The following is an 18,783-nucleotide window of genomic DNA, read 5'->3' as shown; positions in this document are numbered from 1 at the left end:
ACTGGCTTACAGATGGAAGATCTTGGAGGTGTTTTGTGACCAGCCTTGAGGGGCGCGTTGTTCTGATCACCGGCGCCGGTGGTGGTATCGGCTCGGCGACTGCTCGCACGGTGGTGGCCCAGGGCGGGCATGCGCTGATTCACGACCTCACGGGATCCGCGCTCGATGCTCTCGCCAAGGAACTCGGTGACAGCGCCACGGTGCTGGTCGCCGACCTCACCGACCTGGCGGCGGTCAAGAAGCTGTGGGACGAAGCTTGGGCCGTCAAGGGGCAGGTGGACGTCGTGGTCAACAATGCCGGCGCCTATCCGCCTGCTCCACTGGACGCCCCGCTCGAGGAGTGGCTCAAGGTCTGGGATTTCTCGCTCGACCTGCATCTCAAGGCGCCCGCGGTCTTGTGCCGCGAGGCGGTTGCGGCGTACGCCGGACTGGAGCGGGGCGGCATCATCATCAACCTGGCGTCGCGCGCTGCGTTTCGCGGCGAGGATCCGGAGTACTGGCATTACGCGGCAGCCAAGGCGGGCGTGGTTGCGATGACGCGCACGATCGCACGCCAGTACGGGCGTCACGGTGTGACTGCCTTCGCTGTCGCTCCTGGGTATGTGGACACCGACTTGAACGAGCACTTCCGTGACACCGTCGGCGTCGAAGTCGCCGCGGAGCAGACCGGCCTGGGGGAGGTCGCACAGCCGCAGGACGTTGCCAACATCATCGCGTTCCTGGCGACTGGTCTGGCGAAGCACGCGACGGGCACCACCATCGACGTGAACGGAGCGTCATATGTCCGTTGACACCGGCCTCGCGCGGATGAGTGCGGACCTGTTCGTCAATGGATCGTGGACCACGGGCAGGGCCGGGCGACTCGACAACGTTGACCCAGGCAACGGTCGGACCATCGGCGCCGTGTCGCTGGCGGGCGCCGACCAGGTCGCTGAGGCGATCACGGCGGCCGAGGTCGCGTTCGCAGCCTGGTCGGCCAGGCCGGCCGTTGGTCGAGGCGACATCCTCCGGTGTGCGGCACGCCTGCTCGCGGATCGAACCGAGGAGGCCGCGGCGACGATCCTGCTGGAGACCGGTAAGACGGAGGCCGACGCCCGCGGCGAGATCGACCGGGCCGTGGAGACGCTGCGCTGGAACGGTGAGCAGGCCGGCCGAGTTCAGGCCACGATGTTCCCGGGCGTCGTGGCCGGTTCGCGGCGTACGTCGATCCCGACCTCGCTCGGCCCGGTCGCGGTGATCACGGCCTGGAACTTCCCGGCGGTCCTGGCCACGCGCAAGCTAGGCGCTGCTCTCGCGGCCGGCTGCACGGTGGTGTTCAAAGCGTCGGAGTTCGCTCCGGCCACGGCGCGACTTGTCGTCGAAGTGCTGGTTGACGCAGGCCTTCCGGCCGGCGTGCTGAATCTGGTCTTCGGTGATCCACAGGCGGTGTCGGAACAGTTGACCTCGTCCTCGTCGATCAAGGCTCTGTCGTTCACCGGGTCGACGGCCGTCGGGAAGGCGTTGGCCGCGCAGGCGGCACCGAATCTGATCCGCACCGTGATGGAGTTGGGCGGGCATGCTCCCGTGCTGGTGATGGATGACGCCGACGTGGATCACGTGATCGCCACCACGGCGGCCGCCAAATTCGGTTCCGCAGGTCAGTCGTGTGTCGCGCCCTCGAGGTACTTCGTTCACGAGTCTCTCTACCAGGAGTTCGTCGACAAGCTCACGGCCAAGGCGGAGACCTATATCCTCGGCCATGGCACCGAGGAGGGAGTGACGCTCGGCGCGGTCGCACATCAGGGACGCCTGGACGCCTTGGTCCGCCTCGCCCGCGATGCCGCCGATCATGGGGCCGTCATCACGACCGGGGGCAAACAAGCGGCCCGTGACGGCTTCTACCTCGAGCCGACAGTCGTCGCTGGACTCCCGCTGGACTCCAAGGCCATGATCCTCTCGGAGGAGCCGTTCGGTCCCATCGCGACCGTCTCCTCGTTCAGCACGTTGGACGAGGCGATCGATGCAGCCAATGCGGCGCCCTATTCGTTCGCGGCGTATCTGTTCACGAACAGCATGAACATGCGCGACGAGGTCGTCCGGCGGCTGAACGCCTCCAACATCGGCATCAATCAGTTGGCTCCGTCGCTGCCCGACGTACCCCTGGGCGGCCTGGGCAACTCCGGCTACGGCTACGAAGGCGGAATCGAAGGCATCCTCGCCTTCACCCAACTCCGTCTCGTTTCCGAAACCGCCGGCCGGCCTTCGACGGCAAGCGCCATCAGCAGGGGAGAGTCCCATGATCGCCGATAATCACTCCTCCTTGGCTCACGTCCGCGACGTGGCCGCGACGACGCGCGAACCCTACGTGCTCGACGCGACCGACCTGGCCCTGCTGAAGATCCTGGTGGCAGACTGCCGCACGTCGCAGCGCCAGATCGCCACCATGCTCGGAGTGTCCGCCCCCACCGTCGGTGAGCGGATGGCACGGCTGGAGCGCAATGGCGTCATCACCGGGTACAGCGCCCAGATCGACTGGTCGGTCATCGGCTACGGCCAGGTCGTGTTCCTCTCCATCGAAGCAGGCCCGGGATACGACGTCGCCGCGATCATGGCCGCACTCTGGGAACTGGCGGAGGTCGAAGACGTCACTCTGGTCACCGGCGAGCTCGATCTCCTGATCCGGATGCGGGTCCGGGACTACGGCGAGCTGAGGACGATCCTGATGGACCAGGTTTGGCGGATCCCGGGCATTCAGAGGACGGCAACCCTGCTGTCCGTGGCCGACATGCCGGCGAAGGACTTCGGTGCCGCCCTGCTCGACAAGATCCGGCTCTCGGGCCGTCCATGAACTGTCTGCTCAGTGATCCGCCGTGCTGTGCCGGCGGAGCTGTTCGAGGATGACCGGGTCCAGCTTTCCCGGAACCAGGCGTTCCTCGAAGTTCTCCGTGCCCGCCCAGGTCCCGAGGGCCTCGGCGAGCCGGGAACCCTTGCTCGTGTGGTAGCCGAGCCGGTCCAGCAGCGAGGCCACCTCATCGGCCAGGGCGCCTTCCAGCGGGAGCAGGGTCGCGGGGTCGGGCTTGCCGAAGTACAGCTCGTGCAGAGCGAGCAGCCGACCGAGCTCCTCGACCGGACGGCGGTGGTCGTCGACGCGGAGGTCGACGGCGAGATCCAGGACCCCGCCGTACGCCGCGCCGGCGCGCCAGACCCTCAGGGCCGCGCTCTGGCGACCGCGGCGGTCGCCACCGGCCCGGTCTCCGGCAGTCAAAGCCTCCAGCAACCTGCGCCCGAACGGCTCATCCGACCGCTCTCGCCACGCGGCGGCCATGGCCTCGACAACCTGCGGTCCAGCGAGGACGTTGCCTTGGACCGCGAACCCATCGCCCGCCGTGCCGCCCGCCCAGTCCAAACACTCCGGGCCGGTGAACGTGGCTCCGCGGCCCTGCGCGTCGACCACGCCGCACTGTCTGCTGTCCCGCTCGTCGTCGGCGCCGGTGAGCCGCTCAACCACTTCGCCGGCCGGGAGCCCGTTCGCGAGCAGCTCGATTCCGTCTGGGCCGTAGGAGAGGTTGGCCGCGGCCTGGGTCGCCACAGCCCCCGCACCGGCGCGCCCCCACGGAACCACGGCACCGACCGCCAGGAACTTCGACGCGACCGCAATTCCCCAGGATTGCGAGTCCACGTCGTACGCCACGATCGAAAACGTCATCGTCCGCTCCCTTCACCCGCCCCGTAGGTCTCGTCGCTCCGCACCCACAACCGCCGAGCAGTCTAGGCGTGGCGAGACCGAGGTCGGCGCTGAGCCGCGGCGCCGACCATCCCCGTCCGGGCGCCTGGCCCGGTCAGGCGTGCGCGCATCGCGGCGCGACGTGGTACGGCTGGCTGGCCAGGTCGAGCCATTAGGACCGCGCTGAAGAACGGGTGCACTCGATCTCGACGCGGGTTCCGGCGGCAACAACGTCGTGAACAACGCTACGGCGAGCTCAAGCTGTTCACGATCTACGCTCCGGCCCAGCACCCGCACGGAGCAGTGCACAGGACGAAGGTGGACGCGGAGCGCGACTGACCCGGCCGTGCCTCAGAGACGCGGCCGGATCATCGGTCGGATCAATAGATGGTCACGCCGTAGACGCTCGCCGCTTCGGTCACGGGCTGGAAGAACGTCGTACCTCCGCTGGTGCAGTTGCCGCTGCCACCGGAGGTCAGGCCGAGCGCCTTCGTGCCGTCGTACAGCGGGCCGCCAGAATCGCCCGGCTCCGCGCACACGGTCGTCTGGATCAGTCCGCCGACCCTGCCGCCGCCGGAGTACCGGACGGTGACGTTGAGTGCGGTGACCTTGCCGCTATGGGTTCCGGTGGTCGAGCCCTTGCGAGTGACAGTCTCCCCGACGAACGCGTTGGCAGCGGTGAAGCCACCCGGGTGGCTCAGCGACGCGTTGTCGTACCGGACCAGTGCGTAGTCGTTGCCTGGGAAGCTGTAGTCGATTGTCGGGCCGATCAGCGTGGAGTGGTTGGAGTTGGTGTACCAGGTCTTCGCCACCTTCCCGCAGTGGCCGGCGGTGAGGAAGTAGTAGGTGCCGCCCTTCACCACGTTGAAGCCGAGCGAGCAGCGGTACTGGCCGCCGTAGATCGCGTCACCCGCCGAGAGCAGCGGCGTGAAGACGCCGCTCGTGCGATTGACCTGTACCGCGTCGTGTTTCAGCGCGGCGACTTCCACCGCGGACACAGAGCTGTCTGCGGTGACGACCACCTTGCCGGAGGCCGTGTCGGTGTACCACGCGATGCCGCTCACCCCTGACCGTTCCACTGCGGCGTTTGCGGCGGACAATTGCACGGCCGGCGAAGGTACGGCGGCTCCCGCGGCTGGTACGGCGTACAGGGACGCCGTGATCGCGCTGACCGCGGCTAGGAGTTGGGCGGTCCGGCGCAGGCGGCCCCGGACTGACGTGCGTTCGATCCGCATTAGTTCCTCCCAAGGAGTGAACGGGACCTGTGGGCGGGGTCCCTCGAACTGTCGGGCCGGTGGCGGTATGTAGCCGTGACACCACTGACTGACACTCAGGAGTATTTGCCCGTCCGGAGTTACGGGCAACCTCTCGTCAGTCGTCGAAGTCGATCTTCGTCAGTTGATTCGCCCTGGCCCAGCAGCATGAGCCCACCAGCCGAGGGCCGCGGTCGTGCGGGTCAGTCAGATGTAGGTCTGCCCGTTGATCGCGGCCTGCGCTGCCCTGGGCATCAGCGGTTGAGTAGGTCGGCGGCTAGGAGTTGTTGCCAGATCTCGGACTGGTCGACGACGGTGACGCCGAGCTTCTCGGCCTTGGTGAGTTTGGCGGCGCCGACGTCGGCTCCGGTGATGAGCAGGTCGGTGCTCGCCGAGACCGACGAGGCGATGGTCGCGCCCGCCTTCTCGCAGAGTCGCTGGAAGGCCGGGCGCGCGACCTTCTCGCCGGAGCGTGGGTCGCTGATCGCGCCGGTGACCACCACTGTCTTGCCCGCCAGCGGTGCACCGGCTGCGACGACCGGTGGGAGGTCTTCCTCGCGCACGTCCAGCGAGACGCCGGCCGCGCGGAGCCGTTCAAGCTCGGGCCGTAACCGGGTGAGATGCTCGATCAGCGAGGCGGCGACCTTCGGCCCGATGTCTTCCACGGCGACGAGACCGTCGACGCCTGCGTCGGCGACCTCTTCCAATGAGCCGAATCCCGCTCGGCACACCCTGGTCGCGGTGCCTTCGGAGGCCATCGGGATCGCGAGCCCGATCAGTGCCCGGCGGAGGCCGACCTGACGGCTCGCGTCGATCGAGTCGATCATGCGGGCAGCCGAGACCTCGCCGATGCGGTCGAACTCCAGCAGCCATTCCTTGGTCAGCCGGTAGAAGTCCGACGGGTGTTCCAGGATCCCGGCCTCGGCCAGCCGTTCGATCCAGACCCCGCCGATCGCGTCGATATCGGCGGCCGCCCGGGATGCCCAGTGGATCAGCCGCCGTACGGTCTGGGCGGGGCAGGCGACGTTGGTGCAGAACAGTTCGCGGCTGTTGCCCTGCTCGGTCAGGGCCTGCTCGCACGACGGGCACACCGTCGGCGGCACGATGTCCCGCTCCGCGCCCGTGCGCTTGGAGGCGTCGAGCACGCCGGCGACGAAGGGGATCACGTCGCCGGCGCGGCGTACCAGGACTGTGTCGCCGATCTTGATGTCGCGGGCGCGGATCACTTCCTGGTTGGCCAGCGTCGCGCGGGTGACCGTCGTACCGCCTACGAAGACGGGCTCCAGCCAGGCGACCGGCGCGATCTTGCCGGTCTTGCCGACGTCCCAGACCACGTCGGCCAGCACGGTGGTCTTCTCCTCGGCGGCGAACTTGAACGCCAGTGCGCCGCGCGGCGAGCTGGACCGGGTGCCGGCGGCGGCGAAGGCGTCGCGGTCGGCCAGTCGCAGTACGGCGCCGTCCAGGTCGTAGTCCAGCTCGTTGCGCTGCTGCTCGATCGTGGTGATGACCGCCTGCGCCGCGGCCGCGTCGTCGCAGTGCCGCATGTCGGCGACGGTGAACCCCATCGTCAGCAGCGCGCGCTCAAGATCGGCGTCGGTGTTGTCGGGATCGCTGAGCAGGTCGAAGGCAAGGAACTGCAGGCGCCGCTCGGCGACGGTGGCCGGGTCCTTGGCGCGCAGGGTGCCGGCGGCGGCGTTCCTCGGGTTGATCAGGGGCTTGTCCGAGTGGGCGGCGTTATAGGCGGCGAAGGTGGACCGCAACATGACCGCCTCACCGCGGACCTCGATGCGGCCCGGTACGTCGAGCCGGTCCGGGACTCCGTCAGTGAGTGCCCGCACCAGCGGAGTCACATCATCGCCGGTCGTGCCGTCGCCGCGGGTGATCGCTCGTGCCAGTCGCCCGTTCTCATAGACCAGGGCCAGTGACAGGCCGTCCAATTTCGGCATGACCACGACCGACTGGCCGGGAAAGCGGCTGAAGAAGGCCTCCACCTGCTCGGGGCGGGTCGCCTTCTCCAGTGACAGCATCGGCCGCGAGTGCCGGATCGGCGCGTGCAGCACCGCGGGCGCACCCACCTGCTCCAGCGGATTCGAGTCGGGCGCCAGCTCAGGATTGGCGTCGATCAGCGTCCGCAGCTCGTCCTCGATCGCGTCGTACTCCGCGTCGGCCACCACCGGCGAACCCCGGTAGTAGGCATCGCGCAATACCACGATCTGATCAGCAAGTTCCTGAATACGCTCCCCAACGTCCACGGCCCAGAACACTACCCGCGCCTCCCGACAAAACCGGCCTGGTTGGGCATTCGTCCTCACGAATGTGACCGTGAATTGTTGTCGTCGGCAACATGCTTGTCTGCGTACCCGACCGCTACCCGAACATGAAGAGGTGACACGAGTTGTCGCAGCACCCGCGCTGGTCGGCGTACGGTGGCTGCATGATTGCGCGCATGTGGCGGGGATGGGTGCCTACCGAGAAGGCAGCCGAGTACGTCGAGATCGTGGAGCGCACAGGCATGGCGGGCTATCGGCGTACTCCGGGAAACGAGGGCGCTCAGCTGCTCACCCGCGATCTCGGCGACGGCCGGACCGAGATCGTCACGCTGAGCTGGTGGACCGACCTCGATCAGATCCGCGCCTTCGCCGGCGACGACATAGACCACGCCAAGTATTACCCGGAGGACGATGAGTACCTGCTCGACCGGGAGGCCACGGTCGCGCACTTCGACGTTGCGTCCCCATCATCACCATGAGACCGAGCACTTTGGTCACGGTGACCGAGATCGGTCCCGGTCCTACCGAGTGATCCGGATCTTCCCGACCGGCCGGCACCCACGACAAGTCGTACCGTCGTGGGATCTGCGCGTCCTGTGGGCGACAGAGGTGCGCTCGCGGCGGTGCCAGGTGAAGGAGGCCTGAGCCGCGACCAGCTCGAGTTCTCGGCTACTACGCTGACCGACGTTGACCGCACGCGTTCTGCTCAACGCTTGAGTGTCGCGGACTGACCGCGTCACCGATGCGGGCGTTCGATCCGGTCGCCGCGGTCAGTCGACCACCGCGGGTGGCGCGCCCTCGTCGACGAGGCGCGTCTCCTCGCGTTTGCGGGGGAGCATGAGGGCCGGTATCAGGGTGAGGGCTACCAGCACCCAGGCGACCCAGAAGGTATCAGCGAACGCCGCAGCGGCGTCGACCAGCCCGCGCGCGATCGCGGCGGGGTCGAGATGGAGCAGGGCGAGCCCCACCGGGCGGGTGTTGGACAGGATCGCCGCCTGAGTCTCGCGGAGGCCTTCGCCCAGCCCGGGGATGTTCTGCGTACCGGGGATGATCGGCGAGTCGTTGAGCTGATTGGTGAGAATGACCGACATCGTCGCGACGCCGCAGGACGAGGCGATCTGCTGAGTGATGTTGAGCAGGGTGGAGCCGCGCGCGACCTGGGGGCCGGAAAGCGTCTTCAGCGCCGAGGTGAACAACGGCATCATCGTGGCGCCCATCCCGAAGCCCATCACGACCAGCATGCCGATGATCAGTGGGTACGGCGTCGTCGCCGTGAGCTGGGTCAGGCCGAACATGCCGACGACGATCAGCCCGAGCCCGACGGGCACGATCCGGCCCACCGGCACCTTGTCCACGAGCCTCCCGGCGATCGGCATGGTCACCATGGCGCCGAGTCCCTGCGGCGCCACCAGGAGACCTGCCTGCAGGGTGGACTCGCCGCGGATCTGCTGGAAGTAGGTGGGCACCAGGAGGAGCCCGCCGAAGAACGCCGCGGCGAACAGAAACATCGTGATGATCGAGATGGTGAGGTTGCGGTTGCGGAACAACCGAAGGTCGAGCAAGGGGTGCTCCGGCCGGAAGGAGTGCCAGACGAACGCCGCCATCAGCAGCACCCCGACCAGCATCGAGACCCACACCCGTGGGGCAGTGAAGTCACCGTTCTCGGCGGGCAGGGAGGACACGCCGAAGAGGAACAAGGCGAGGCCGGGGGACATCAGCGCCACGCCGACGACGTCGAGCGACTCCGACCGCTTCGGGCTGTCTTTGGCCAGCGCGAACCAGGCGTAGACCAGCGCGATCACGCCAAGCGGCACGTTGATGAGGAAGATCCAGTGCCAGCTCGCCACCTGGATCAGCCAGCCGCCCAGGATCGGTCCCAGGATCGGGCCGAGCAGCATGGGCACCCCGAGGATGGCCATCAGCCGCCCTATCCGGTGTGGCCCCGCGGCCCTGGTCATGATGATCATGCCAAGCGGCATCAGCATGCCGCCGCCAAGGCCCTGCAGGACGCGGAAGCCGATGAGCATGTCGATGCTCGACGCGGTGGCGCACAGGGCGGACCCGGCGGTGAAGAGGAAGATCGCGGCCATGTAGAGCCGCTTGGTGCCGAACCGATCGGCCGCCCATCCGGTCAGTGGAATCACGGTCGCGAGCGCGAGCGTGTACCCCGTGACCGTCCAGGCGACGTGGGAGTAGGTGACCGGGTTGCCGGGCGAGCCGAACTCGTCCTGGAAGGTCGGCAAGGCGACGTTGACCACGGTGATGTCGAGGATCGACATGATGGCGCCCAACACGACGACGCCGGCGATCTTCAGTGCGGCTGCATCGATCTGGTCGGGGTAGTCGGGGTGGGTCGCTGGCTGGCTCATTTGGTCCCCCTGGCACGAATCACGACTTTCCCGAGACTACGCGCGAATCCTGCCCGGGCACGAGCACTTTTCTTCATCAGCCCGGTTTGTCGAGCCCTCAAATGTGTTGGAGCTGAACGTAACGAAGGCCTGGCCCGGGGGCGGGCTCCGGCTTTGGATCAGCCGAGTTTGAAGGGGTCGCGGGTGGCGCCGGTGAGCTCTACCCAGACGGACTTCACCTCGGTGTACTCGTGGATGGCATCGATCCCGTTCTCACGGCCGATGCCGCTTGCACCGAAGCCACCGAACGGCACGTTGGGCGCGACCACTCGGTAGGCGTTGATCCAGACGTTGCCGGCTCGCAGCCGCGCCGCGACCCGATGCGCGCGGTGCACGTCCTTCGTCCACACCGCACCGGCCAGACCGTACGGCGTGTCGTTGGCGAGGCCGAGCGCGTCGTCCTCGTCGCGGAACGTGTACACGGACAGGACTGGTCCGAAGATCTCCTCCCGGACGACCGTGTGCTCCTTGCTCACACCGGTGAGTACGGTCGGCCGGATGAAGAGGCCGCCGTGGTCCTGGTCGGGACCGCCACCACAAGCGACCACGGCCCCTTCCTTCCGCGCTGTCTCCAGGTAACCGAGCACCTTCTCGTACTGCGGTGTGTTCGCGGCCGGTCCCATCTCGGTGTCCTCGTCGTTGGGGTCCCCGAGCCGAATCCGATCGGCACGCTCGACGATGAGACTGACCAGTTCGTCGTGCACACTCTCGTGCACGATGAGGCGTGAGCCGGCCATGCAGGTCTGGCCGGTCGCGGCGAACACACCGGCGATGACGCCGTTGGCCACCGCGGCGAGGTCCGCGTCGGAGAACACCACCTGGGCGGACTTGCCGCCGAGTTCGAGTGTCACGCGGTTCAGATTCGCGCCGGCGGCTTGGGCCACGGCGGCACCGGTCGCGGTCGACCCTGTGAAGGCGACCTTGTTGACGCCGGGGTGCCCGGCCAACGAGGCGCCGACCGACCGGTCCAGCCCGCAGACGACGTTGAACACGCCGGGTGGGATCCCGGCTTCGTGAACGAGTTCGGCGAAGGCCAGGGTCGAGGCGGGGGAGTGTTCGGAGGGCTTCACGACGAAGGTGCAGCCGGCCGCGAGCGCGGTGGCGAGTTTGAAGGTCATCAGCAGCAGGGGCGAGTTCCACGGCGTGATGGCTGCGACGACACCGACCGGCTCACGTCGGGTGTAGACGAAGTAGTTGTCCCGGTCCGAGGGGATGGTGCGTCCCTCGATTTTGTCGGCGAGCCCGGAGAAGTAGTAGTACCACTCGGGCAAGTACTGCATCTGGCCGATCATCTCGCGGTAGAGCTTGCCGGAGTCGGCGACCTCGAGGCGGGCCAGTCGCTCGGCATTGGCGGCGATGACGTCCCCGAGTCGCTGGAGGAGTCGCGCCCGCTGGAAGCCGGTCATGCTGCCCCACGGACCGTCGAGAGCGTCCCTCGCGGCTTGGACCGCTCGGTCAATGTCGGCGACCGTACCGTCCGGGACGATCGCCCAGGCCTTGCCGGTGTAAGGATTGGGCGAGGCGAAGGTCGCTCCCGAAAGGGCGTCGACGAACTCTCCGCCGATGTACATCTTGAACCGCTGCAGGTCCTCCCGGTCCGTCTGCGGCGTGAGCGTCGTACTGGTCATCGCTGCTCCTGGTCGTCGGAGGCGTCTTCCTACGGACGTTAGGTCACGCCCGTCGCGACGGCCAGCCGGGACACGCAGCGCCTGGGCCGGCGCGCGCAGTCAGGGGGAGCGTTTTCGGCCGAGCGTGCCCCCGACGTCATCGCCCGAAAGGTACGTCGAGCTGCACGAAGCCCGCGTCGAAGCCCGAATTGCACTGCATCGCCCTCGACAAACAGCGATGGTTCGAGGGATCAGTCGAAGTACGGGATTGTGGTTCGGCTGAGGTGGTGGTCGACGTGGCGGCGCATTGAGCGGTCCATCGTGAGGTTCGTGAGTTGGCTGGGCTCGACCCAGTGGACCTCCGTGCTCTCGGTGCGGGGGGTCGGGTCTCCGGCGATGAAGCGTCCGGTGGGGAGGAGCAAGAAACTCCTGCCGGGCTTCGCCGTTGCTGGTGTAGACGATGTGGCCGGTGTCGTTCTCGACCACGACGTTGACGGACGGGACATGCTGTTCGCGGCGGGTACGTCTGGGTGATCAGAGCAGAGCGCTTCGGTCCGCGCCAAGGCGCTTCATTGCGTCGGAGAGTTGGCCTGCGTCTTGTACACGGATCTCGCCGGTGCCGTCGGTGACCTGATGCCACTCGTGGTCCGTGGCGTAGTAGACGTGCGGGCTGGCCGGGCCCGGTCGGCTGATGAACAAGGTGGTGGAGAGCGTGACCAGCATGTCCAAGGCGGTGAGCGCCGTCTGGTCTCGGAGTACGTGCACGAGCAGCATGTCTCGGACCGGCATTGCGACGAGGCAGCCGAACGGCGGATTCTCGACCTGTAATGACTCGAGTAGCACAGTGTCGAGTACCAGTGCCCTCGATGCGGTGAACATGCTGCCGGTCAATGCGGTGATCTCGGCACCGTTGTAGTGCACGTGCTCGACCTTGTCTCGGAGGCGGCGAAGGTTCGACAGGCCCATCCGGGTGGCTTCCTCCCGGGTCACGCCGAGGCTGTCGATGTCGAAATGCATTGCCACCGCGCGACCGGTGTAGGTGGCCGGCACGGTGAGTACGCCTGGTGCGAACTCGGGCACGCGTTCGGCCCAGGCGGGCTCGATCGTGGACGCGCACACCAGTCGAAGGTAGAGCTCGCTTTCCAGGTCGTCCGGAATCGGCGGCGGACCGTCCGGAGCGGTCATCTGGTCGAAATGCGCCGCCACTGCCGAGCGCCACTGCTGTCGTGGCAACCCAGCGACTGTCCGCGCGAGGTTCGCGAGTCCGGCGACCATGCCGTCGTGCACCGCTACACCGTCGCTTCCGACCGGTATCAGAGCGCCTGCACCGTCATACTGCATCGGCATTCCCCGTCTCGCGACCGCGTCCTCGGCCAGACGCACCAGCCGGACCGCCTGGCTCACCGTCAGCGGTGTCAACACCGGATGTGGCTGCTTCCCATCTGTCTCATTGGGCCGCTGGCGGCCTCCAGAGCCACGTTTACGGTTGTCATTGTCATTGCCAGCACTCATCGAGCACCTCCTTGCCCAGAAACATATGGGTCTTCCGACGAGCGGAACGGACGACTTCGCAGCCTGTGGAAACCTGCCGCGGTGATGAGTCCCGTCGCCGAAGCGGCACCGACACCGTTGGCGACTCGAGCGCGGGACTGACGGCGAACCCGATCGATGTGGCGGATCGGGGCTCAGTCGAAGTAGGGCGTTGTGGGGGCACGCCGTACAGGGCCACCGATCGCGTCGGCCTCCGCACCGACTACTGCGTTAATGCACGTAGTCAACATCTTGCACGCAAGTTCGCGCGGGTGTAGACCATTGGCGGGACTAATTTTCGCGGAATCAAGGCGACATGTAGGGCGCTGGCATTGGGAGGCCCGGATGGCACTGGTAGCCCGGAAACGTTCACTGGTTGGTATCGCGGTGCTGGCGGCCGCGCTGGCAGTCGCCACGATCAGCGCTCCGGCGACCGGCGCGCCGCTGGCGGCACCGGCGAAGGCCACGGTCGCGCAAGTCGTACCGAAGCCTGTGTCGGTCACCGCGGGGAATGGGATGTTCACGCTCACCCGGCCCGCCCGGATCGTCAGCGACGATGCCGCGGTCGGGAACGCGCTCGCCGGGTACCTCCGGCCAGCCACCGGCTACCCGCTGGACGTGGTGACCGGTGCCGCGCAGCAGGGCGACATCGCGCTGCGGATCGGCGACCCCGGTACCCCCGGCGACGAGGGCTACCAACTCGACGTCACCACCGCGAACGCGATCGTGACCGCGAAGACCGCGCATGGGTTGTACAACGGCGTGCAGACCATCCGGCAGTTGCTGCCCGGCTGGATCGACAGTCCGACCGGGCAGGTCGGCCCCTGGCAGATTCCGGCGGTGCACATCGTCGACTATCCCCGGTACGGCTACCGCGGCGTGATGCTCGACATCGCCCGGCATTTCCAGCCCGCGTCCGCGGTGAAGAAACTGATCGACCAGGTCGCGGCGTACAAGGTCAATGTCCTGCATCTGCACGTGAGCGACGACCAGGGATTCCGCATCGTCATCGACGGCTTCCCGAACCTGACGGAGATCGGCGGGCAGGGTTCTGTCGGCACCGGCGGCCGCACGATGGACCCGGGCGGCTTCTGGACCCAGGCCGAGTACCGCGACGTGGTCGCCTACGCCGCGGCGCACTTCATCACGGTCGTACCCGAGGTCGACAGCCCTGGGCACAACAACGCGATCATCATGTCCGAGTACAACGACACGGCGAACCCGCTGCTCGACGGGAATCCGCAGGACATCAACTGCAGCCGCAACGATCCGCCGGTGTGGAACTACACGGGCGCGGTCGGGTACAGCGCGATGTGCCCGGACAGCGACAACACCTGGACGATCCTCGGTACGATCATCGACCAGCTCACCGCGATGTCGCCGGGGCCGTGGTACCACCTCGGCGGGGACGAGGTGCCCAGCACGCTGCTGAGCCACGAGCAGTACGCCGCGCTGGTCAACCGCGAGTCGGGCATCGTCACCGACCATGGCAAGACGGTCATGGGCTGGGCCGAGATCGCGGGCGAGGGGACCACCCCGCCGGCCGGCTCGGTCGCGCAGTACTGGTCAACCTCGTCCGGTAGCGGCAGCGGCACGGTCACCGCGCGGAACGCGGTTGCCAAGGGCATGAAGATCGTCATGTCCCCGGCGAACCGCACGTACCTCGACATGAAGTACCTGGCCGGCAGCGCCGGCAACGTACCGCCGACGCTCGGCCTGAACTGGGCCTGCTCGCGCGGCTGCGACATCGACCAGTTCTACAACTGGGAGCCGGAGGGCCACGTCACCGGCGTGACCGACGCCAACATCATCGGCGTCGAGGCGCCGATGTGGGGCGAGACCGTGGTGAACCTGGACAACGTCGACTACATGGTCTTCCCGCGGCTGCTCGCGATCGCGGAGATCGGCTGGTCGCCGAAGCGGGGCGCGCTGCCTCCGGCGTACGCGGACTTCCAGAACCGGGTGGCCGCGCAGGGCGTGCGGCTGACCCTGCCGGACACGAACTTCTACCCGACCCCCAAGGTGCCGTGGCACCTCGACCTGCGGGCCGCGCGTACCGCGGTCGGCCCGGGTGGACAGGTATCCGGGGCGCTCGCGTACCTGTCCGCGCCGGGGCGTGCGGCCAGCGCGATCACCACCACGATCAACTGGGGCGACGGCACCACGTCGGCAGGAACGCTCACCGGTGAGGCGGCCACGCCGATCTCGGTGAACGGTCTCTATACCATCGGCGGTGACCACACCTACGGGGCACCGGGCACGTACACCGTGGCCCTCACGGTCAGCGCCGACAACACCGCCCCGGTCACGACAACGCTCACCGTGGAGGTGTGACCCGCAGTCCTGCTCGCGGCCGCGCAGCGGTCAGCTCGGTCGAAACGGGAACGGAGCTGTCTCTTGCTGTAGGCAACCCAGGAGTCAATTGCTGTGGAGCCTCAGGCGCACCAGGTCGAAGTGTGACCGGGCGCCGGCGAGTACCGTGAGGGTGCGCAGTGGGGGAGCTGTGGAGGACAGGTCGTGGAGCTGGGCGGCGCGGTGGTGTTGGTGACTGGTGGGTCGGCCGGGATCGGGCGAGCTGTTTGTCTGGAGCTTGCGACGGCAGGGGCTGTGCTCGTGGTGCATGGGCGCGACGTCCTGCGTGCGCAGGACGTCGCGGATCAGGTGAACGGCGTTGCGGTGCAGGCCGACCTGCGTGAGTACGACGCCGTGCACACTCTGGCCGGACAGGCGCTGGCGGCGCACGGTCGGGTGGATGTGCTGGTCGCAAACGCCGGTCAAGGGTGGTCCGGACCGTTCGTGGAGATGAGCGATCACGAGATCGCGGAGTTGGTTGCCGTGGATCTCGTCGAGACTATGCGGCTCTGCCGGTTGCTACTGCCGGGCATGATCGAACGCCGGACCGGATGTCTGCTCGTCGTGACCTCAGTCGCGGGGCGAACCGGCGTTGCGGGGGAGGCGGTTTACGCGGCGGCGAAGGCGGGCCTGGACGCGTTCGCGGAGAGTCTGCGGCTGGAGTTGGCAGGTACGGGCGTCCACGTCGGCGTCATCGTTCCCGCGGCGGTCGACACCGGCTTCTTCTCCGCGCGGGGTCGCGCCTACGACCGGCGTGTACCCCGGCCAGTGGAGCCCGAGACGGTCGCGCGTGCTGTCGTCCGAGCGATCGAGCAGGATCGGGCCGAGACGTGGATCCCGCGCTGGATCCGGCTCGCCGCCCTTGTACGGGCGGTGTTCCCGGGCGCTTACCGACGGCTCGCCACCCGCTTCGGAGAGTCGGTCCGGTCCGGGTGACCGGACCGCTTGTGCTATGAAAATTGCGTGGCCCTCGACGACGAAGGATCAACGCAACGGATCAGGGTCTGGCGCCGGCTGGTGCCCGGTCTGCTGTTCGGCGTCTACCTGCTCATCGACCGGCTGGCGAAGGTCTGGCAGGATCGGGCCGCTCGCCCGGGCATGGTCCTGCCGTCGAGCGACGCCTTCTTTCTGCAGGTCGAGAGCGCCGCGGCGCCTCAGCATGTCGGTGGGCTGGTCGTGTTCGAGCCGAGTGATGGCGAGGCGCTGTCGGTCGACCGCGTCACAGACCTGGTGAAGGGCGAACTCGACGGACTGCCCCGGTTCCGCCAGCGGCTCACGCCGCCGTCGCGCTGGCGCCGGCAGCGGTGGATCGAAGTCGCCGAGATCGACTGGCCGCGGCACATCAGCGAACGCCGCTCGGCGGACGGCCTGGCCGGCGTACGTCGGATCGTCGCCGAGCTGGCCGAGACGCCGATGCCCCGGGATCGTCCGATGTGGCGAATCGTGATGGTCCGCGAGGTGGAGCCCGGGGTGTCCGCGATGATCCTGCTCCTGCACCACTCCGTCGCGGACGGTATCGGCACCGTGATCCAGGCGCTCAACCTGTTCCGTCCGCGAATCGAGCTGCCCGGCGTCCGCGGTTCAGCGCCAGGTCGCGCGCAGTTGCTTGGAGCAACGATCGCGGGGCTGGCCCAGTTGGCCACCGACGGCGGAGCGGGTGGACGTCTGGAGAACCTGTCGGCGCGGCGGGACTTCGCCACCGCCGATCTCGACCTCGCCGCCGTACGGCGTGCTGCGTCCAGCCGCGGTGTCCGGGTGACCGATGTCGTCCTCGGTCTGGTCGCCGACGCGGTCGCTGTCACCCATGCTGACGTCGCCACCCGGCTTCGCGGCCGGATGCGGGTCGCGGTGCCGCTGATGGTGCGCGACTCCCACGCGGCCGCGGAGACGAACGCGACCGCGGCCGTGATGGTCGACGTACCGCTGGACGGCCGTCCGTTCGATGAGCTGGTCACCGAGATCAGCCGGCGGACCGCGCGCCTTCGGACGCCGAGCCGGGCCGTGGCCTCGCGATTCGTGATGGCGTCCGGCCTACGCGCGTTGCCGGAGCCGTTGGCACGTTGGTTCGCACGGACCGTCTACGGGCGTCGCTTCTTCCACGCCATCGCGTCGAACATGCCCGGCCCGACGCAGTCACTGTCGATGGATGGAGTCACGATCGCGTCCGTCTACCCGATCCTGCCGCTGGCGCCCGGGTCGCCGCTTGCGGTGGGCGCCCTGAGCTGGGCCGGCTCGCTCGGGATCGGTCTCGCCTCCGATCCGGTGGTCCTCGACGCGGGCGTCCTCGCGGCAAGGATGGAGCACGTCCTGAACGTCTCACCGCACCGGCCAGACGAGCGCGAGGAACAGTCGCGCGCGTGACCGAGGCGAGTCCAGCTGATCGCCGAACCGTTCGCGCAGCTGGGCGACCCGGTAGCGCACGGTCTGTGGGTGGATGTGCAGTTCCTCGGCGATCGCCGTCCGGTCGCCCATGTGTCGCAACCACGCGGAGAGTGTCTCGATCAGCCGCGCCCGGGCTCCGGCCGGGAGGTCGTCGAGCGGCGCGAGCAACTGATCGCGCAGGAAACCCACCAGCCGCTCGTCGCGATGCACGATGATCGTGTCGAGATGCTCATCGACGAATACCGGGTCGTCGGCGAGAATGCCCTGCTGCTTGAGCCGTACGGCGATCTGCGCGATCGCGACGCTCCGCGGCAGGTACTCCAGCGGCACGGTGTGGCCGACCACCGCGTTGGTCCCCCGGAGTGCGCGGCGGAGCTGGTCCCGGCGACTTGACGGGCCCGGATCGGGGACGATGGCGCCGGACAGCTGTTCGTGCCGCACCGGCAGGGATCCCGCGTCGACGTGGGACAGCACCCGCCGGGCGACGTCGGTGGTCGCATCGACCAGTACGACGGCCCCGGTCTCGGGGAGCGGCCAGTTGGCGCGGGCGGCGGCCTCGCGGATCGCGTTCATGCTCGAGCGATCCGACAGCAGTAGCTCGGCCAGCTCCTCGCGGCTCCGTTCCCGGGCCGAGGCGTCCTCGCGCTGTTCCAGGACATAGCCGCGCGCGGACGCCGAGGAGAGCTGGTTGATGAAGTCGAAGACGGCCTCGGCGAGTGCGGCCAGGACGTCCGGCCGGACCTCGAGTGCCAGCGCGGTGTCCGACACGTGCCGCCAGGCGGTGCGTGCGCCGAGCTGGTAAGCGGTCAGCAGGCGGGTCAGATCCTCGCCGGCCTGCCACTGGCGACGGCCGATCTGCTCGAAAACGAGCTGGATCGTCTGCGCGCCCTCGAGATGGTCGTCGCGGGACACCGAGCGGCCGTGCTCGGCCATGTCGAGGAGCCGGTGGATGAACAGCTCGGCGGCTTCCCGCATACCGCGCGGATTGTGGTCGAGGAAGGCGGCGTACTCGGGCATCCCGTCGGCGAGTAGGTCCCGGACCTCGGCCAGCAGCTCGGGCAGCCGGCTGTCGAGGGCGACCTCGAGTCGCGCCCGGCCCTGCGCCGCCTCCGTGCCCATCGCCTGCCTCGTCGTGCTTCAGATCGCCCTGTCACGCCCTTGTCGCGCCCTGAGACGTCCTGCCGACCGTCGTGCTCTCAACTTCCCGCCGCGCTCTGGATTGTACGGTCGTGACAATTTTCGGGTCCAGGAATCACCCCAGTAGTGGCAGACCTGACG

Annotated in this window: 15 protein-coding genes; 7 read left to right on the top strand and 8 right to left on the bottom strand. The window is 68.1% G+C overall.

The window, feature by feature from the left end; translation table 11 throughout:
- Positions 1-35 precede the first annotated feature (35 nt).
- The 3 genes from EV644_RS12830 to EV644_RS12820 are packed head-to-tail and all read left to right on the top strand — an operon-like array spanning position 36 to position 2,827.
- Entirely contained in the window at positions 36-791 is a 756-nt protein-coding gene (locus tag EV644_RS12830; protein WP_132188469.1) for an SDR family NAD(P)-dependent oxidoreductase, read from the top strand.
- Positions 781-2,289: an aldehyde dehydrogenase family protein gene (locus EV644_RS12825; RefSeq protein WP_199239783.1), complete on the top strand. Its 1,509-nt coding sequence runs from the start codon at positions 781-783 to the stop codon at positions 2,287-2,289. Before EV644_RS12830 ends, EV644_RS12825 begins: the two co-directional genes overlap by 11 nt.
- A complete protein-coding gene (locus EV644_RS12820) occupies positions 2,276-2,827 on the top strand; it encodes an Lrp/AsnC family transcriptional regulator (protein ID WP_132188468.1) in 552 nt (183 codons plus the stop codon). Before EV644_RS12825 ends, EV644_RS12820 begins: the two co-directional genes overlap by 14 nt.
- 9 nt (positions 2,828-2,836) lie before the next feature.
- On the opposite strand, the gene EV644_RS12815 is transcribed toward EV644_RS12820, so the two are convergent.
- The 3 genes from EV644_RS12815 to ligA form a co-directional block, all read right to left on the bottom strand.
- Entirely contained in the window at positions 2,837-3,685 is an 849-nt protein-coding gene (locus tag EV644_RS12815) for a DUF1028 domain-containing protein (protein ID WP_132188467.1), read from the bottom strand.
- Between the two features lie 398 nt (positions 3,686-4,083).
- Entirely contained in the window at positions 4,084-4,938 is an 855-nt protein-coding gene (locus EV644_RS12805) for a S1 family peptidase (RefSeq protein ID WP_132188466.1), read from the bottom strand.
- A 272-nt stretch (positions 4,939-5,210) separates the two neighbouring features.
- Positions 5,211-7,208, bottom strand: coding sequence for an NAD-dependent DNA ligase LigA (ligA, locus tag EV644_RS12800; protein WP_132188465.1), 1,998 nt, complete (start codon positions 7,206-7,208; stop codon positions 5,211-5,213).
- A gap of 182 nt (positions 7,209-7,390) precedes the next feature.
- Here ligA and EV644_RS12795 point away from each other — a divergent pair, with 182 nt between their 5' ends.
- A complete protein-coding gene (locus EV644_RS12795; RefSeq protein WP_132188464.1) occupies positions 7,391-7,705 on the top strand; it encodes an antibiotic biosynthesis monooxygenase family protein in 315 nt (104 codons plus the stop codon).
- Between the two features lie 291 nt (positions 7,706-7,996).
- Here the strand turns inward: EV644_RS12795 and EV644_RS12790 are convergent, their stop codons facing one another.
- The 4 genes from EV644_RS12790 to EV644_RS12780 form a co-directional block, all read right to left on the bottom strand.
- On the bottom strand, positions 7,997-9,595 hold the full coding sequence (locus tag EV644_RS12790) for a DHA2 family efflux MFS transporter permease subunit (protein WP_132188463.1): 1,599 nt from the start codon (positions 9,593-9,595) through the stop codon (positions 7,997-7,999).
- A gap of 158 nt (positions 9,596-9,753) precedes the next feature.
- Positions 9,754-11,262 carry an aldehyde dehydrogenase gene (locus tag EV644_RS12785; protein WP_132188462.1) on the bottom strand — a complete coding sequence of 503 codons (1,509 nt, stop codon included), beginning with the start codon at positions 11,260-11,262 and terminating at the stop codon, positions 9,754-9,756.
- A 230-nt stretch (positions 11,263-11,492) separates the two neighbouring features.
- Positions 11,493-11,663 carry an NUDIX hydrolase gene (locus tag EV644_RS44515; protein WP_158292810.1) on the bottom strand — a complete coding sequence of 57 codons (171 nt, stop codon included), beginning with the start codon at positions 11,661-11,663 and terminating at the stop codon, positions 11,493-11,495.
- Positions 11,664-11,775: 112 nt separating this feature from the next.
- Positions 11,776-12,663, bottom strand: coding sequence for a hypothetical protein (locus EV644_RS12780; RefSeq protein WP_132188461.1), 888 nt, complete (start codon positions 12,661-12,663; stop codon positions 11,776-11,778).
- 453 nt (positions 12,664-13,116) lie between these two features.
- Here EV644_RS12780 and EV644_RS12775 point away from each other — a divergent pair, with 453 nt between their 5' ends.
- The 3 genes from EV644_RS12775 (at position 13,117) to EV644_RS12765 (ending at position 17,484) form a co-directional block, all read left to right on the top strand.
- A complete protein-coding gene (locus EV644_RS12775; RefSeq protein WP_158292809.1) occupies positions 13,117-15,105 on the top strand; it encodes a family 20 glycosylhydrolase in 1,989 nt (662 codons plus the stop codon).
- A 183-nt stretch (positions 15,106-15,288) separates the two neighbouring features.
- Positions 15,289-16,059 carry an SDR family NAD(P)-dependent oxidoreductase gene (locus EV644_RS12770; RefSeq protein WP_132188459.1) on the top strand — a complete coding sequence of 257 codons (771 nt, stop codon included), beginning with the start codon at positions 15,289-15,291 and terminating at the stop codon, positions 16,057-16,059.
- 27 nt (positions 16,060-16,086) lie between these two features.
- Positions 16,087-17,484: a wax ester/triacylglycerol synthase domain-containing protein gene (locus EV644_RS12765; RefSeq protein WP_132188458.1), complete on the top strand. Its 1,398-nt coding sequence runs from the start codon at positions 16,087-16,089 to the stop codon at positions 17,482-17,484.
- Here the strand turns inward: EV644_RS12765 and EV644_RS12760 are convergent.
- Positions 17,440-18,624 (bottom strand): PucR family transcriptional regulator, encoded by a 1,185-nt coding sequence (locus EV644_RS12760; protein ID WP_132188457.1) that lies wholly within the window; start codon positions 18,622-18,624, stop codon positions 17,440-17,442. The two genes, EV644_RS12765 and EV644_RS12760, sit on opposite strands and share 45 nt — an antisense overlap.
- Positions 18,625-18,783: the final 159 nt, after the last annotated feature.

The organism is Kribbella orskensis, from assembly GCF_004342085.1.
Classification (GTDB): domain Bacteria; phylum Actinomycetota; class Actinomycetes; order Propionibacteriales; family Kribbellaceae; genus Kribbella; species Kribbella orskensis.
Note: the sequence above shows the minus strand (reverse complement) of the source record. Positions and strands in the feature narration are given on the sequence as shown.